This is a genomic window from Candidatus Peregrinibacteria bacterium (genome assembly GCA_030700255.1).
GTDB lineage: Bacteria > Patescibacteriota > Gracilibacteria > UBA1369 > JABINC01 > JABINC01.
On record JAUYJN010000043.1, the window covers coordinates 51,800 to 66,555 of the forward strand.

General features: G+C 39.0%; 17 protein-coding genes. 6 read left to right on the forward strand and 11 right to left on the reverse strand.

The window, feature by feature from the left end; translation table 11 throughout:
* Positions 1-94: 94 nt before the first annotated feature.
* Positions 95-1,171, reverse strand: a complete 1,077-nt coding sequence (locus Q8P68_05795; protein MDP4008675.1) for an HNH endonuclease signature motif containing protein — start codon at positions 1,169-1,171, stop codon at positions 95-97.
* Between the two features lie 368 nt (positions 1,172-1,539).
* On the opposite strand from Q8P68_05795, the gene Q8P68_05800 reads away from it, so the two are divergent.
* The 4 genes from Q8P68_05800 (at position 1,540) to Q8P68_05815 (ending at position 5,666) form a co-directional block, all read left to right on the forward strand.
* On the forward strand, positions 1,540-2,355 hold the full coding sequence (locus Q8P68_05800; GenBank protein MDP4008676.1) for a hypothetical protein: 816 nt from the start codon (positions 1,540-1,542) through the stop codon (positions 2,353-2,355).
* An 82-nt stretch (positions 2,356-2,437) separates the two neighbouring features.
* Complete coding sequence (locus tag Q8P68_05805) at positions 2,438-2,905, forward strand: flavodoxin domain-containing protein (protein ID MDP4008677.1); 468 nt, start codon at positions 2,438-2,440, stop codon at positions 2,903-2,905.
* Between the two features lie 5 nt (positions 2,906-2,910).
* Positions 2,911-4,737 carry a 2-oxoacid:acceptor oxidoreductase subunit alpha gene (locus tag Q8P68_05810; protein ID MDP4008678.1) on the forward strand — a complete coding sequence of 609 codons (1,827 nt, stop codon included), beginning with the start codon at positions 2,911-2,913 and terminating at the stop codon, positions 4,735-4,737.
* Positions 4,738-4,748: 11 nt separating this feature from the next.
* A complete protein-coding gene (locus Q8P68_05815) occupies positions 4,749-5,666 on the forward strand; it encodes a thiamine pyrophosphate-dependent enzyme (GenBank protein MDP4008679.1) in 918 nt (305 codons plus the stop codon).
* A gap of 6 nt (positions 5,667-5,672) precedes the next feature.
* On the opposite strand, the gene Q8P68_05820 is transcribed toward Q8P68_05815, so the two are convergent.
* From Q8P68_05820 to sufB, 9 genes are all read right to left on the reverse strand, one after another.
* On the reverse strand, positions 5,673-6,200 hold the full coding sequence (locus Q8P68_05820) for a DJ-1/PfpI family protein (GenBank protein MDP4008680.1): 528 nt from the start codon (positions 6,198-6,200) through the stop codon (positions 5,673-5,675).
* Between the two features lie 27 nt (positions 6,201-6,227).
* Positions 6,228-7,214, reverse strand: a complete 987-nt coding sequence (locus Q8P68_05825) for a DHH family phosphoesterase (GenBank protein ID MDP4008681.1) — start codon at positions 7,212-7,214, stop codon at positions 6,228-6,230.
* Between the two features lie 135 nt (positions 7,215-7,349).
* Positions 7,350-7,640 carry an NAD(P)H-dependent oxidoreductase subunit E gene (locus tag Q8P68_05830; GenBank protein ID MDP4008682.1) on the reverse strand — a complete coding sequence of 97 codons (291 nt, stop codon included), beginning with the start codon at positions 7,638-7,640 and terminating at the stop codon, positions 7,350-7,352.
* A gap of 2 nt (positions 7,641-7,642) precedes the next feature.
* Entirely contained in the window at positions 7,643-7,966 is a 324-nt protein-coding gene (locus tag Q8P68_05835; GenBank protein MDP4008683.1) for an SUF system Fe-S cluster assembly protein, read from the reverse strand.
* The gene (locus Q8P68_05840; GenBank protein ID MDP4008684.1) at positions 7,966-8,358 is read right to left on the reverse strand and encodes a SufE family protein; all 393 of its coding nucleotides are present in this window, start codon (positions 8,356-8,358) and stop codon (positions 7,966-7,968) included. Before Q8P68_05840 ends, Q8P68_05835 begins: the two co-directional genes overlap by 1 nt.
* A 6-nt stretch (positions 8,359-8,364) precedes the next feature.
* Positions 8,365-9,600: a SufS family cysteine desulfurase gene (locus Q8P68_05845; GenBank protein MDP4008685.1), complete on the reverse strand. Its 1,236-nt coding sequence runs from the start codon at positions 9,598-9,600 to the stop codon at positions 8,365-8,367.
* A 2-nt stretch (positions 9,601-9,602) separates the two neighbouring features.
* Complete coding sequence (locus Q8P68_05850; GenBank protein MDP4008686.1) at positions 9,603-10,268, reverse strand: SufD family Fe-S cluster assembly protein; 666 nt, start codon at positions 10,266-10,268, stop codon at positions 9,603-9,605.
* A 6-nt stretch (positions 10,269-10,274) separates the two neighbouring features.
* Positions 10,275-11,012 carry a Fe-S cluster assembly ATPase SufC gene (gene sufC, locus Q8P68_05855; GenBank protein MDP4008687.1) on the reverse strand — a complete coding sequence of 246 codons (738 nt, stop codon included), beginning with the start codon at positions 11,010-11,012 and terminating at the stop codon, positions 10,275-10,277.
* A 29-nt stretch (positions 11,013-11,041) separates the two neighbouring features.
* Complete coding sequence (gene sufB, locus Q8P68_05860; GenBank protein ID MDP4008688.1) at positions 11,042-12,523, reverse strand: Fe-S cluster assembly protein SufB; 1,482 nt, start codon at positions 12,521-12,523, stop codon at positions 11,042-11,044.
* Positions 12,524-12,657: 134 nt separating this feature from the next.
* On the opposite strand from sufB, the gene Q8P68_05865 reads away from it, so the two are divergent.
* The gene (locus Q8P68_05865; GenBank protein MDP4008689.1) at positions 12,658-12,963 is read left to right on the forward strand and encodes a hypothetical protein; all 306 of its coding nucleotides are present in this window, start codon (positions 12,658-12,660) and stop codon (positions 12,961-12,963) included.
* Between the two features lie 39 nt (positions 12,964-13,002).
* Complete coding sequence (locus tag Q8P68_05870; GenBank protein MDP4008690.1) at positions 13,003-13,536, forward strand: hypothetical protein; 534 nt, start codon at positions 13,003-13,005, stop codon at positions 13,534-13,536.
* Between the two features lie 11 nt (positions 13,537-13,547).
* Here Q8P68_05870 and Q8P68_05875 read toward each other — a convergent pair whose 3' ends face one another.
* Positions 13,548-14,480: an FAD-dependent oxidoreductase gene (locus tag Q8P68_05875; GenBank protein MDP4008691.1), complete on the reverse strand. Its 933-nt coding sequence runs from the start codon at positions 14,478-14,480 to the stop codon at positions 13,548-13,550.
* Positions 14,481-14,756 lie beyond the last annotated feature (276 nt).

Here is a 14,756-nt window from a genome sequence, read left to right on the forward strand (position 1 = left end):
TCAAATTGAGAAATGTAACGCTTTTATTTGGGATTATATGTTTTTTTCTAAGCAAGGATAGATGTAGTTTAATTCATGCATCTCCATTTTTTTATCATAGTTTCTTTTCAACATATTTTAAGTTTATCGAATGCACTATATCGTGGTGCTCGCGACAAAGTGGAGCGAGCAAGTGTGGGTCATGACTTCCTGAGATAGCAAATGGCACTTTGTGATGAATATGTACTGATTTTTTGGTGCAACTCGACACCGAACATCTATCTCCAAATTCTTGCTTTAAAACTTTCTTCACCCCCACAGATAATCGTCGATTGGCAGCCTTCCCATCCATTTTTCTCTTCGCCTCTTTCGCATCCTCATTTGCCACCACTTTCGCCTTATTTTCAGCTAAATCCTCTTTACATTTCTGTAAAAATTCTCTAAATAAATCATCGATGCTTATACCTCTCGCCTGCAGCTCAAGTAGATTTTCAAGTGTTTCTTCGGACAGTTTTAGCTGAAGTTTTTTGGTCGGCAATGCCTCCCTCAAACCCACATCGATTTGACTTATCGCTGTATTTATTTCTACATAAGATTTGTGCACGTGCACAGACTTAGGGTCATTCAGCGGCTCAAGAGAGCCATTTTTAGTCTTTGCCTCCGAACTTTTCTCGTCAAAATCGAAACTGTTTTCATCAAAATCATGCTTCACCCCAAACCTGCTTTTTACATCTCGAACGTACGTTTCAACTGTCCTGCAAGCGAGTTTTGTCACAGCTTCCACCAAGTCAATTTCATCGATCAAGTCGACTATTGAAGCGATTCTCGCCAATTTATTTGAACTTACTTCTCCATTTACGAGTATTTTACGCAACAATGGTTTCTCAATAAAACGATCACTCAAATTAACAACTCGATCGACATGTTCACGACTTACCCCTCCGTATTTGGCTGCGAATTCGTATATGGATTTGCATTTTTTCTTCTCAAAAAGTTTTCTTTTTTTCACTTCAGGTAAAAGTCCGATAAATTTCCGTCGAAAGCGGATAGCATTCTCTCCATATTCTTTACAGAGACACATAAGTTGTATGTCTGAAAAATTTTCGACGTCAGAATCAATTTTTCTTTTAAGATTTATAGGTGTGGTTTGCAAAGTAGCTATATCGGAATTTTTTGTTGCTGCATTTTTCATGGTTTTTTGATTAATAAATATTGTTGTTTTATTGATGGTTATGTTTTGCATCCTTTTTTGCTCACCGCTGATGGTAGAATAGGCAATGCAGGTTTTACCTTTTGTTTTGAGATAGAATAATACCATCCCTTCACCATTCCAGGTCAAGCCTAAAAGGCTGAAAAACGCCAATCAGAAGCCAAAAGTTACAACTTTGGCTTGCGCTAAAATCCAAACATTACACGGTGAGTATTGACTTACTCGCCTAGTGACGGTATAGTTGAATTTCAGTGTCGTGGAATGTAGTAATTCAGAGGCTTCTTAGATTTCCTGTCTTGACTTTATGTGGTTTTAAGTTATTGTTACGTCTCTTGTTTTAAGAAATCAATATGAATAAAAGTGGAAAATTTACAGTTGCTGCATTAGGTGCTCTTGCACTTATTGGTATTGCTTCACAATGTGGTGATGATACTCAAAACTTTGGACTAGATTCGTCAAATCATGATGGGCCAGGTACGATTAATAGAAAAGCTAAAGCTCCTAATCAGCTATCTCTAGCAGATCAAAGAAGGCGTGAGTATGCAACGGATCGTTTGAAAACACGAGAGCAATTGAAGGGTTTATTTACAGACCCTGACGAGCTAGATGCCTTAACTGGCCTTGAGGGCGGTCAATTACCATGTTTTGGAGGAGGTAATATGTCACCGAATAGTATCTATCCTGTGTATGATGAATTTACAAGTTGTCTTGATGGCCTTGCCCCGGAAGTAAGGGAGGCAGTTGATGCTTTGTTTTGGAGAAGGGGTGATCTTGATAAAAATGTTCGTAAACTTGAAGCTCAAGATTATGCTATGGAGACCGTGATGGAAGTGGTGATGCCAGGTGCGTTTAAGTCTTTGCAGGATGACGGATGGACTATTATGGACCGTATTACTGATGCTAAGACTAATGCTTTTCAAGTTGATTTGAGTGGCGTTGTTCCTGAGGATGATTTGTTTCAAAATATCGATATACGTTTTGGGACGACGTATGGCAGTGATGACCCTCTTGTGAGAGATCCGAGCGATATCTATGTGCAATACACGGCTCGTATCACTGATTACGGTATCGATCGCGCAAATCGTCCTGATGAATTTGTTGCAGATTCTCCAGAAGAATTATGGCGTCTTATCGTTGAATGGTTGAATGCGACTTATCGTCGTTAATAATTTCTCGAGATTTCCTTATAGGTTGTAAGATTTTTTGTTTCTGATATGTTTTTATTGTCAAAAATAAAAATATATAAATATGGCTAGTGTTTCGATTATATATGGTTCGACAGGTGGTAATACCGAGATGGTGGCGGAGGCTGTGCAATGCGCCTTAGAAGATGGGGGGTGTAAAGTTGGCTTGATGAGAGTTGAGAGGTATTCTATTGAGGAGCTTTTTTCTGCTATTGAAAATAGTGATTTATTTATAATTGCAGCTCCGACTTATGGGCATGGTGAAATGCAGGAGGACTTGAAACCATTTTTGCATGAACTTAAGAGTTATGATTTAAAAGGTAAAAAATGTGCGGTTATAGGTCTTGGAGAGGCTAAATATGATGCACATTATCATATTGCGGCCGTGCCGATTATCGAAGAAATTATAAAAGATGCGAATGGTGAATTTATTTTTAGGCCGCTTCGTATCAGTGGGAGTCCGGTTGCGAACTTGGATCGGTTGATTCCACTTTGGACAAAGGGGCTGATTGAAGAAATTTCTAAAATTTAAAGCTAATGTTTAGGACGACGTTAAAAATAGCGGGTGAAAGTGGAATGGGGCTTGTCTCTGTTGGTACGATTTTGACGAAAGCTCTTAAGAATTTAGGATTTTATATAAATATGGATCGGGAATATCCATCTTTGATTAAGGGTGGACATTCGAATTTGCAAATAGATTTTGATGATGATCCGGTGCATTGTTTGTCTACAACGATTGATATTGTGATGGCGCTCGATAAGGTTGGACTCGATGCATATGTGGACATAGTGAGAGAGGGTGGGGTTTTGATTCATGGATATGAAAAGCGAGAACTTTTGAAAGATCTTGAAGATCGTGCCGCGGCTCGAAATGTTAAATTGGTTTATTTGCCGGCCCGGCAAGTTGCGTATTCTTTTGATGGAACTGAATTGATGGTGAATATGGTGCTACTTGGTATGCTTTGGAGAGTGCTTGGATTTGATTATGCTGTTTTGGAGGATTTGGTTAAGGAGCAGTTTGCAAGCAAGCCGGCTTTATTGAAGATTGATCTTGAATGTCTTGAAGTTGGTTACAAAGGTGAATTTAAATTTGAAGAAATTGATGAGAAAGTTGATTTTCCTGAGATGAATATTAAACTTCCGGAAAGTAAGCCGGAGACTATCTTGGTCGATGGGAATTGGGCGATCGCGATAGGTGCTATACAGTGTGGGGTGCGCGCTTACTACGCATATCCTATGAGTCCTGCCAGTTCGATTTTGACACATCTTGCTGAGTATGCTGATGAAACCGGTATGCTTGTAAAACAAGCTGAAGATGAAATTACTTCTGCACAAATGGCAGTTGGTTCTATGTTTGCAGGGACGCGCGCGCTAGTTGGTACTTCCGGTGGAGGGTTTGACCTTATGACTGAAACACTTTCACTTGCAGGTATGATTGAGTGTCCATTTGTTGTAGTTATCGCACAGAGGCCGGGTCCTGCAACCGGACTTCCCACTTGGACGGGGCAGGGCGATTTGAATCTTGCAATTCATAGTTCTCATGGAGAATTTGCTCGCATCGTCATAGCTGCCAGTGATCAAACCTCTTGCTTCGAATTAATTCAACATGCGATGAATTACGCTGAAATCTTTCAAGTGCCGGTTGTATTTTTGACAGAAAAAGTTATAGCTGAAACGAAGACTACAGTGCCTGTTTTCAAACAAGGTGAGATTCCTATTGAGAGAGGGCTAGTTACAGATGAGGCGGAGTTGGCTACACTTGAAAGTGCAGATAGATTTCGAATTACAGAAAATGGGATTTCAAAACGTTGGGTACCGGGAAGTACAAAAACATTTTATTTTGGTAATGGGGATGAGCACAAAGAAGATGGGCGTTTGACTGAAGAAGCTTACGCAGCAGCGGCTATGTATGCGAAACGAATTAGAAAAATGGATGCTATACTTGAAGCTTTGCCTGAGCCGGTTGTATATGGGTTTGATCCAGATAGTGGAACTGTATGTGATGTTTCCACGCCAGGGAAAGGACACGCGGATGCGTGTCTGTCATTTATAGGATGGGGTAGCACTAAATCTACGATGATTGATGTGATTGAAGAATGTGAAAAACAAGGAGTGAAAGTGAATTATTTACACTATGAATATTTGTACCCTTTGAAAACTTCGGTGTTGAAACAATTTATAAAAGCGAATGGTAATGTTTGTTTGATAGAAGGTAATTATACAGGGCAGCTTGGAGATTTGATAAAATTAAAACTTCAAGATGAAGAGGTGTTATTTAAATTTAAAAAACAATTTTTCAAATATAATGGTCGACCATTTTTCCTTGAGGAGGTAATGGAATTTATTATGAAAAATAAAAAATAATTTTGTGTATTATGGGATGTAATTCAAATACAAATAGTGATATGAAAAAACTTTCAGAGATGAAGGCGGAATATACGGCGTTTGATTATCCTGAGGTTCTGACTTGGTGTGGAGGCTGTGGAAATATGGGTATTCAAAATGCTCTTAGGAGGGCATTTACATTGGAAGGTTTGACCGTGAATGATCTGCTACTTTGTTATGACATTGGTTGCAATGGAAATGGTTCTGACAAACTTGCGACTTATTCTTTACATGGATTACATGGCCGTATTATTAGTGCCGCCGCTGGCGTAGCACTCGCTAACTCTAGACTTAAAGTCTTAGCTTTTGCAGGAGATGGTGGGACTATGAGTGAAGGTATTAATCACTTAATACATTCTGTTCGTAATGATTATCCTATGGTTTTTGTGCTCCATAACAATCAAAACTACGGGCTTACAACAGGGCAAGCGTCTGCGACAACTCGCAAAGGATACAAGATGAATGCTTCTCCGGATGGAGTCGCAAATGAGCCGATGAATCCTTCTGAATTTGTGCTTGGTCTTGATGCGACATTCGTCGCGCGCACTTTTTCCGGAGATACCAAACACATGACAAAAGTCTTGAGAGCTGCTCTAAATCACAAAGGTTTTGCATTCGTAGAAATTATGCAGATGTGTCCGACTTATAACAAAGCAACTCCAATAAATTGGTTCTGGGATAGAATAAAATATGTCGATGATATAGAAGGGTATGACGAGACAAATTTAAAAATGGCAAAAGATGCAGCGTTTGATATTTATGAAAAATTAAGTATGGGAGTTTTGTATCGCGATAAAAAAACACCTAATTTTGTGGAGCGTTTGATTTCACGTAAAGATAAAAAAACCGCTCTAATCGATGAAGTACAGCATTATGACGTGAGTCACTTTATGGATAGATTCAAATAGTCGTTTTTATTTTTGAAGTTTTGCGAGAATTGCTTCCCCGAACTCGGTGGCTTTGTCAGGGCCGCTTGCTGTTATAATACGACCGTCTGTGATTACTCCGCTTGATTGGTATAGACAGTGGCCGGCGCAGAGTTGTGGCTTGGCACCTGACCATACGGTAGCAGCTTTGCCGACCAGTAATCCTGCATTTGCAAGTATTACCGGAGCGAGACAGATAGCTGCTACGAGTTTACTATTGTTATAAAAATCCCATGATAATTTGTGTGCGTTTTTGTCATTTAGATAAGTCTCCGCTCCTGCTCCACCTATAAATGCTATTACATCAAACTCCTCTTCCGGCTTTGCATTCTCTTTGAAAAGTTCATCAAAAAGCATGTCTACATGTACTTCTTTTTTTTCAACTGAACTCACTGCAATTTTTTCTTTTGAAGTTGTGATAACTTCATGTCCCGCCGCTTCAAGTATTACCTTTGGTTCAAAATATTCCTCATCTCGAAACCCATCATACCCAATTACCATTAGAATTTTTGCCATTACGTGAATAGTTAGATTGTCTACATCCTATATGATTTTCATTTTTCTTACAATTTCTTCTTCGAGGCGTCCCGGTATTGTGAAGCCGGCGGCCTTTTTGTGACCACCTCCACCAAATACTCCTGTGATTTGACTTAAGTCGACGTCATCTCTTTGGGTGCGGCATGAGCCTTTTACATTGCCTTGTAAATCCTCGGATAGGAGTATGCAAAATTTAGATTCCGGTAAAGTATTCAAATAATCTATAACTCCGGAGGCATCGTTTGGTTCCAGATTCAATTCTCTTAAATCTTTTTCCATTAAGTTTGAGACCAGTACGTTTTTGTCATTTAGGCGCGCGCGCGATAGCGCGCGCCCCCATAATCTTAATTTGTTTACGGACGCTGTCTTGAATAAATATTTCACAACTTTTTCATAATCAGCTCCGCGTAACATTAGTTCCGACATTACTTGCAACACTTCTGCGGTAGTATTTGAATGTTTGAACGAACCGGTATCATAATAAAGCCCTGCAACCAAGCTTGTCGCCATTTCGTTCGTGATGACTATATTTAAAAATCTAAATACAAAATATAGAACTAGTGATGTTGCGGCAGCTTCTCGGTCAACGATGTTCACACTTCCAAACATATCATTTGTCGCATGATGATCTATATTTATTAGAGGAGGTTGCCCCTGAAGAATTTTTGGCATTTTCTCATGGTATTTTACCAAATAATGAGCTCCGCAGTCCACACTGATAAGTAGGTCATAACTACTGATTTCTTCCCAAGTTAAATCTTGTTTAAATTGGTCACTATATTTTATAAACTTTAGCATTTCAGGGACTGCGTCAGCACATGCACTATCTACAGTTTTCCCGAGGCTCTCAAGTCCCAGTCGGAGCGCACTATTTGCCCCTACAGAATCAGCATCAGGATTTCTATGAGAAATTATGAGAATACGCTCCGCTTTTTCGATAAGCTCTCGAGCTGATTTTAATTCTTCTATACTAAGTTGTACTCTGTGATTCATTATGTTCCTTAAAAATAAGACTTCAATATAGTGAAAATAATATCACTAGGGAATCTACTCTTGTTGTGTGTATGGCAAAGAAGTTGTACAACCTGCTATCTCTGCAAGGAATTGGTACTTTAGGCAAGATGAATCTTAAGATTTCTTGAGTTTTTGTATTTTTTTCTTAATTTCTTTTGGAAACATTCGGCCAAAGAGTTTCCCGTTTATCATAGTTGATGGTCCCTGTGAGCAGTTACCTAGACAGCCGCATGCTGTGAGTTCGATGTTTCCATCAGGAGTTGTATTGCCAATCTCTATGTCGAGCTCTTTTTCTGCAGCTTTGATAGTGTCTGCACAAAAATTTCTTTTACAGGCACCTGATGCACAAATTTTAATTGTGTTCTTTGCGTCTGATGGCTCTGTTGTGAGTATGTAGTCCGGCATATTTATAAATCAAGAATAAATCCAAGCTCAAGTTTAGCATCGTCTGACATTAGATCCTGTGTCCAGGGTGGTTCAAATACAACTTCGACAATTACATCTTTTGTACCTTCGACTTCACGGACACGCGTTTCGATTTCTATAGGAAAAGTTTCTGCCACCGGGCAGTTTGGTGTAGTCAGCGTCATCGTAACAACTATATTATTATCATCATCAATATCGACCCCATAAATCAATCCAAGATCATATACGTTGATCGCAATCTCCGGATCGTATACGGTTTTTAGTGCTTCTATAATTTCTTGTTTTAATTCCTCTTTAGTTTTCATTATGTGGATTTGATTTTTTCTATCATTGCGCTTAGGCCATTTGCGCGAGTAGGGGAGAGATGTTCTTTGAGGCCTATTGTTTCAATAAAATTGAAATCGGTATTTTTTATCTCTTTAGGAGATTTATCTTGCACTACTTTGAGAATCAGTGCAATGAGTCCTTTTGTTATTATAGCGTCTGAGTCTGCAAAAAAATGTACTGTATCGTTTTGTAATTTTGGATAAAGCCATACGTTTGATTGGCAGCCGTGTACTTTGAATTCTTCAGTTTTAAAATCTTCCGGCATAGCTGGAAGTGATTTGCCAAGGTCGATAATATGCTGGTATTTGTCTTCCCAGTTATCGAAAAATTCGAACTCTGAAATTATTTCTGCTTGAATTTGTTGTGTCATTTTAATTTAGCTTAGCATCTCTTTGGCTTTTTTTATCCCTGCGATTAAGCGGTCTACTTCTTTTTTTGTATTATAACATGCAAATGAAGCGCGGATTGTTCCAGGGACTTTGAGGTATTCCATGAGGGGTTCGGTGCAATGATTTCCAGTGCGAATTGCGATGCCCATGCGGTCGAGCAAAGCTCCAATATCAGATGGGTGAAGGCATTCATTTGAGTCACCTTTTGTAATTATAAATGAAATTACTCCGGCTTTGTTTTTTGCAGTTCCGATGATTTTTAAATGTTCAATTTCTTGTAATTTTTTTGTCGCATATTCCAGTAGTTCTGATTCGTATTTTTGAATTTCTTCGATACCGATTTCTTCTATAAATTCAATTGCGGCCTTGAGGCCGATGGCTCCGGCGACGTTGGGAGTCCCTGCTTCAAATTTATAAGGAGCGGCTTTGTAAGTGGTTTTTTCAAGTGTGACTTTTTCTATCATTTCGCCTCCGCCCTGATATGGGATCATGTCATTTAGTAATTCTGATTTTCCATATAGAACTCCGATCCCCATAGGGCCATACATTTTGTGTCCGGAGAAACAATAAAAATCAGCATTTAGATCTTCGACGTCAATTTTTATGTGTGGCATAGCTTGAGCTCCATCTACCAAAACCAGTGTTCCATTTTCATGTGCTCCGTGAGCAATTTCCTTGATAGGATTTACTGTGCCGAGTGTATTTGAAACGTGCGTAATCGCAACTAATTTAGTTTTTTCATTTAACAAGCTTTCATAATGTTTCATGTCAAATTCACCATTCCCATCTGTTCTTACGGCATGTATTCGCATTCCTGTGAGTGCTGAAAGCATTTGCCAAGGTACGAAATTACTATGGTGTTCTGCGATAGAAATTATCATCTCATCTCCTTGTAATATATTTCGTCTTCCAAATGTCATCGCAACCAAGTTGATTGATTCGGTAGTGCCTTTTGTAAAAACTATTTCATCGGTTTTTGCATTTATAAATTCTGCGACTTTGGAGCGAGCCCCCTCGTATGCATCAGTAGCTTTTTGACTTAAACTGTGTACTCCGCGGTGCACATTCGCATTGCTGGTTTTGTAATAACCACCTATAGCTTCAATTACGCTGAGTGGCTTCTGAGTCGTTGCCGCATTGTCTAAATACACAAGCGGAAGTCCGCATACTTCCTCTGTTAGAATTGGAAATTCTTCTCTGATTTTTTCGATGTTGTATGTCATTTTTATGAATAAATATGTAAGCAACTTTTCTCCAGTTTTCTTTTGATTTTTTTATCGATTTCTTCTTTGAAACTTTCTGAATCTATTTTGTCTATGATTTCTTTTGCAAATGCATAGGTGAGAAGTTCTTTTGCTTTTTGCTCACCGATTCCGCGAGAACGCATATAAAATAAAGCTTCCGGATCCAGTTGTCCACTAGTTGCGCTGTGTGAACACTTAACATCTTCCGCATATATTTCGAGTATCGGCATAGCGCTGGCAGTTGCAGTGTCGGATAATAATATGTTTTTACTTCCCATTGTTGCGATTACTCCATCCGCATTCTTTGCGACATAGATTTTACCTTCGGCATCCGCTCTCGATTTGTCATCTAAAATCGTTCTGTAAATCTGCGTGCTCTCCGAATTTCCAACCATATGATTTACTGAGATTTTGCTTTTGTTTTTTGTATTTCCGGAAAGTATGTAAAGCCCATAGATTTTTACATTTGAATTCTCTCCTTCCAAATTAATTGTGATATTTTTTTCTATATCGGTTGATCCGATTTGGATATCATACATTATAAAAGAGGCATCTTTTTCGAGAGTGATTTCATATGAAAATAAAGAATCCTCAAGTGTGAGTGTTTCAGTTTTTCCTTCTGAAATTTGGATTTTTTTAACCTCCATAATTTATTATTTTAACCAGTCATATCCTTTTTCTTCGAGCTCTAGGGCGAGATCTTTGCCTCCTGATTTGACGATTTTGCCATCATGCATCACATGTATATGATCGGGTACGATGTAATCAAGGAGCCTTTGGTAATGTGTGACAATTATAAATGCATTATTTGCTGATCTTAATTTATTTACACCATCTGCGACGACTTTTAGCGCATCGATATCGAGCCCGGAATCAGTTTCGTCCAGTATTGCGAGGGTCGGAGAAAGCACTGCCATTTGGAAAACTTCATTCTTCTTTTTTTCTCCACCGGAGAATCCTTCGTTAAGTCCGCGCTTCATCAAGTTTTCATCTGCGCTAATTTCATGATTTTTTTCTTTTGCAAACTTTATAAATTCTGCTGATGATAATTCGTCCTTCCCTTGGTATTTTAATTTTTCATTTATTGCAGTTTTCAAGAAATTCATGGTGTTAACTCCCGGGATTTCAACCGGATATTGAAATGCTAAAAAAATCCCTCCCTGGGCACGAATCTCTGGATTCATTTTGAGAAGATTTTTGTTTAGGTATTCTATGCCACCATCGGTTACAGCGTATTTTTGTCTGCCCGCGAGCACTGAAGCAAGCGTACTTTTCCCCGCACCATTTGGCCCCATGATTGCATGGACCTCTCCGGCCTTTACTTCGAGGTTTATTCCTTTGAGGATTTCATATCCTTCAACGCCTGCATGTAAGTTTGTAATTTTTAGCATAGTTTTTTATGGTTGTTTCGCACCGTGCATTATCCTACAGTACCTTCGAGTTTTAGTGCCAGTAGGTTTTTTGCTTCGATGGCGAATTCCAGAGGTAAGTGTTTGAGTACATCTTTGCAGTATCCGTTTACGATCAGGCCGATAGCCTCTTCCATACCGATTCCTCTTTGAAGACAGTAGAATAACTGATCTTCTGAGATTTTGGAAGTCGTTGCTTCGTGTTCTATGATTGCGCTCTTGTTTGAGTTTTCAACTTTTGGAAAGGTGTGTGCTCCACAACCACTTCCTATAAGTAGTGAATCACATTGAGAGTAATTTCTGGCATTGGTTGCGCCTATGCCGATTTTTACCAGACCTCGGTAACTGTTTTGACTGTGTCCGGCACTTATACCTTTTGAGATTATTGTACTTTTGGTATTTTTACCAATGTGAATCATTTTTGTACCTGTGTCAGCCTGTTGGTAGTTATTTGTAAGTGCGACAGAATAAAATTCTCCGACTGAGTTATCGCCTTTGAGGATTACGCTTGGGTATTTCCATGTTATTGCGGATCCGGTTTCGACTTGAGTCCAAGAGATTTTTGAATTGTCACCTTTGGCAAGTCCGCGCTTTGTTACAAAATTATATATTCCACCTTTCCCTTCTTTGTCTCCGGGATACCAGTTTTGCACTGTGGAATATTTCACTTCTGCATCCTTGTGAGCAATTATTTCGACGACGGCCGCGTGCAATTGGTTTTCATCTCTTTGTGGAGCCGTACACCCTTCAAGATAACTTACATAGCTTCCTTCGTCTGCGACGATGAGGGTTCGTTCAAATTGTCCTGTGTTCATCGCATTGATACGGAAATATGTGGAAAGCTCCATCGGGCATTTAATTCCTTTTGGAATAAAGCAAAACGATCCATCCGTGAATACTGCTGAATTTAATGCTGCGTAAAAATTATCATTTTGTGGAACGATTTTCCCGAGATATTCTTTTACTAGATTAGGGTGGTTTTCTACCGCTTCTGAGAATGAGCAAAATATAATCCCATGTTTTGCGAGAGTTTTTTGGAATGTGGTTTTGACGGAAATGCTGTCTATTACCATATCAACTGCTACTTGTGAATTTCCAACTCCCGCCAAAATTTCTCTTTCATGTATAGGCACTCCAAGTTTTTCAAAAGTTTTTAAAAGTTCCGGATCTGCTTCATCGAGTGAAGTAGTAGTTTTTTTCTTCGGAGACGCATAGTAAATAATTTCTTGAAAATCTATTTCCGGAAATTTTAAATGTGCCCAAGTAGGTGGGCCTTTTTTTTCAACCATTTTAAGCCAAATTTTGTACGCTTCAAGCCTGAACTCAAGGAGCCAATCAGGCTCGTTTTTTTTTGCTGAAATAAATCGAATGATTTCTTCGCTCAATCCTTTTGGCGCAAAGTCCGTCTCTATATCCGAGCTAAATCCGTATTTGTATTCGGCTGATGTGACACTTTTGAGTGCAGTATTTTTTTGAGTTGATTTTTTTGTCATCGAGTTTGGCAGATTCGCTTTATTTATGCGCTAAATTGGAGTTTCAATCTACCAGAAATCATTTTATGGTCAAGGCCTAGGCATAGCTAATCTTTTGTGTTATAATTTAGTGGATAAATAATCAATTTTATATTATGGCAGATCAAGATGTATCTAGAGTTGAAGGGCCCCCACAACCATTTACTCAATTAGGTTTACCTGCGCTTAGAGAACAAGACATCGCTCTAGGTTTAAAACAAGGGCCACCCCCTATCCAATTTGACCTAGGTGAGCTTGTAGTTGTGGAAGATGTGCGCAATGTTTTTGCTGATGTATTTGTTGATACGCCTGATACTAGTAATACTTTACCTGCATTCCCGGATGCAATTATGAAGGAAGTGATTCCTGCAATTAAAGCTGAGCCCGTAAATGGAGTTCCTCCGGTACGTGATGAGTTTTAATGCTTCAGAAGATGAGACAGTCGCTTAATTTTTTATGTTATGAGTAGAAGTGTGAGAGAACTAGATGATCGAGCAAATGGAGGTCCGGAGCGACTTGGTCAAACATTTGTTGATCTTCGAGTCGTTAGAGCTCGTGAAACCCAAATGATTGATGTTTTGAAAGATGAGATTGGTAAATTGCGAGTAAAATTTTGTTCGATAGACTTACCGGATGATTCAAAAATGGATGAAATTGTTGACGCATTCTCTAGTGAAGTTACAACTGAATTAATGGAAAATGGGCAAACTTTAAACTCTGAAGCAATTTCATATATATTAATGAGTTTTGCTAGATTTTATCCAAATTTATCATTTGAAAGTTTACCTCGATATTTTCGTGCACTTATAGGTGAGATGGAAAATGACTCACAACATCTTATTGTTAATCATATAGATAATTATTTTGTGAACAAAAAAGCTAAAAAAGGTAGGAGGCAACTTTTGGATGATATGGTTGCCAGCGTCCTCGGTTCTTTTATATCTGATGATGAATTGAAAGCTTTGAGAGATGATCTTTTTCGTCATCATCATTAATATAATTAGCTTTATCGTTTCACTTTGTTTACATGGTCGTAGGCGGCGTAAGCCGCAGCGGCGCCTTCGGCGGCGCATACTACTCCTTGTTTCCATTCTGAGTCAGTGACGTCTCCGGCAGCGTAAACCCCGTCTATATTTGTTCGTGAGTATCTATCGATGATGATTTGTTTTTTAGGGTCGAGGGCGCAGCCCAATTTTTCGGCGAATTCAGATCTGGCAGTTCCACCGATTTCTACAAATATTCCATCAACCGGAAATACTGATCCATCTTGAAGTACAACTTCAGTTACTAGGTTTCCATCGCCTCTTACTTCTGTGATAGAAGTATTTACCATGAGGTCTATTTTTGGATTTTGTTTGACGCGCTCCGCGTTGATAGGTTCCGGTCTAAGTTTTTCTTCCGGGCCTCTATACATTATAGTTACATGGTCTGCGTGCTCCGCTACAAAAAGAGATTCTTTGAAAGCTGAGTCACCTCCGCCAACTACGATTGTTTTTTTGCCTTTAAAAAGTGGTGAGTCACAAGTTGCACAGTATGAAACACCTTTGTTTGCGTATTCATCTTCTCCAGGTACTTCCAAATGTCTGTGAGCAAGTCCTGTTGCAAGTAGGATTGAATATCCGGTGTATACGTTCCCTTTTTTGTCTTCAACTTCAAACATTTTGTCTTCTCTTTGTCTTACATCTACAACTTTTGAATTTTTGATTTCAGCTTCTACCGACTTGGCATGTTCCATGAATTTCATACCAAGTTCAAATCCACTGATTGATTTGTATCCAGGATAATTTTCAACCAGATGAGTTTGCGTGATAGTCCCTCCATGTAATTCTCCAAGTACTAGTACATTCATTCCAAATCTTCCTGCATAAACCGCAGAAGCCAGTCCGGCCATGCCGGTTCCGAGAATTATCATATCGTAAGTTTTTTGTTCTTCATTCATGTTGATGTAATTAAAAATTATTTTTATTATAGCAATTGTTTCTCGTTGACCGTTTTAGCTCATGCCCACCCATTATCTTGGTAAACGCCTCGTCAGTATAGGGCAATTTTAAAAAAAGTTAACTTGAAATTTGGGTAGGTATTAGTACTTCAAATTTTGCGCACAGGGTGAGCGGACTACCACCATATAATATTTGGATTTTAGCGCAAGTTGAAGTTACGATTTTTGGCTTGAGACTGGTCTTTTTTGACATTCTCACCTTGACTCGAAATGGTG

Bases quoted from the DNA above. Each gene is read 5' to 3' on its own strand.
- Q8P68_05830 (MDP4008682.1), bottom strand. From the start codon at position 7,640: ATGCCGGACTACATACTCACAACAGAGCCATCAGACGCAAAGAACACA.
- sufC (MDP4008687.1), bottom strand. From the start codon at position 11,012: ATGCTAAAAATTACAAACTTACATGCAGGCGTTGAAGGATATGAAATC.
- Q8P68_05865 (MDP4008689.1), top strand. From the start codon at position 12,658: ATGGCAGATCAAGATGTATCTAGAGTTGAAGGGCCCCCACAACCATTT.
- Q8P68_05840 (MDP4008684.1), bottom strand. From the start codon at position 8,358: ATGACACAACAAATTCAAGCAGAAATAATTTCAGAGTTCGAATTTTTC.
- Q8P68_05845 (MDP4008685.1), bottom strand. From the start codon at position 9,600: ATGACATACAACATCGAAAAAATCAGAGAAGAATTTCCAATTCTAACA.
- Q8P68_05800 (MDP4008676.1), top strand. From the start codon at position 1,540: ATGAATAAAAGTGGAAAATTTACAGTTGCTGCATTAGGTGCTCTTGCA.
- Q8P68_05820 (MDP4008680.1), bottom strand. From the start codon at position 6,200: ATGGCAAAAATTCTAATGGTAATTGGGTATGATGGGTTTCGAGATGAG.
- Q8P68_05870 (MDP4008690.1), top strand. From the start codon at position 13,003: ATGAGTAGAAGTGTGAGAGAACTAGATGATCGAGCAAATGGAGGTCCG.
- Q8P68_05815 (MDP4008679.1), top strand. From the start codon at position 4,749: ATGGGATGTAATTCAAATACAAATAGTGATATGAAAAAACTTTCAGAG.
- Q8P68_05875 (MDP4008691.1), bottom strand. From the start codon at position 14,480: ATGAATGAAGAACAAAAAACTTACGATATGATAATTCTCGGAACCGGC.
- Q8P68_05835 (MDP4008683.1), bottom strand. From the start codon at position 7,966: ATGAAAACTAAAGAGGAATTAAAACAAGAAATTATAGAAGCACTAAAA.
- Q8P68_05810 (MDP4008678.1), top strand. From the start codon at position 2,911: ATGTTTAGGACGACGTTAAAAATAGCGGGTGAAAGTGGAATGGGGCTT.
- Q8P68_05850 (MDP4008686.1), bottom strand. From the start codon at position 10,268: ATGGAGGTTAAAAAAATCCAAATTTCAGAAGGAAAAACTGAAACACTC.
- Q8P68_05795 (MDP4008675.1), bottom strand. From the start codon at position 1,171: ATGAAAAATGCAGCAACAAAAAATTCCGATATAGCTACTTTGCAAACC.
- Q8P68_05825 (MDP4008681.1), bottom strand. From the start codon at position 7,214: ATGAATCACAGAGTACAACTTAGTATAGAAGAATTAAAATCAGCTCGA.
- sufB (MDP4008688.1), bottom strand. From the start codon at position 12,523: ATGACAAAAAAATCAACTCAAAAAAATACTGCACTCAAAAGTGTCACA.
- Q8P68_05805 (MDP4008677.1), top strand. From the start codon at position 2,438: ATGGCTAGTGTTTCGATTATATATGGTTCGACAGGTGGTAATACCGAG.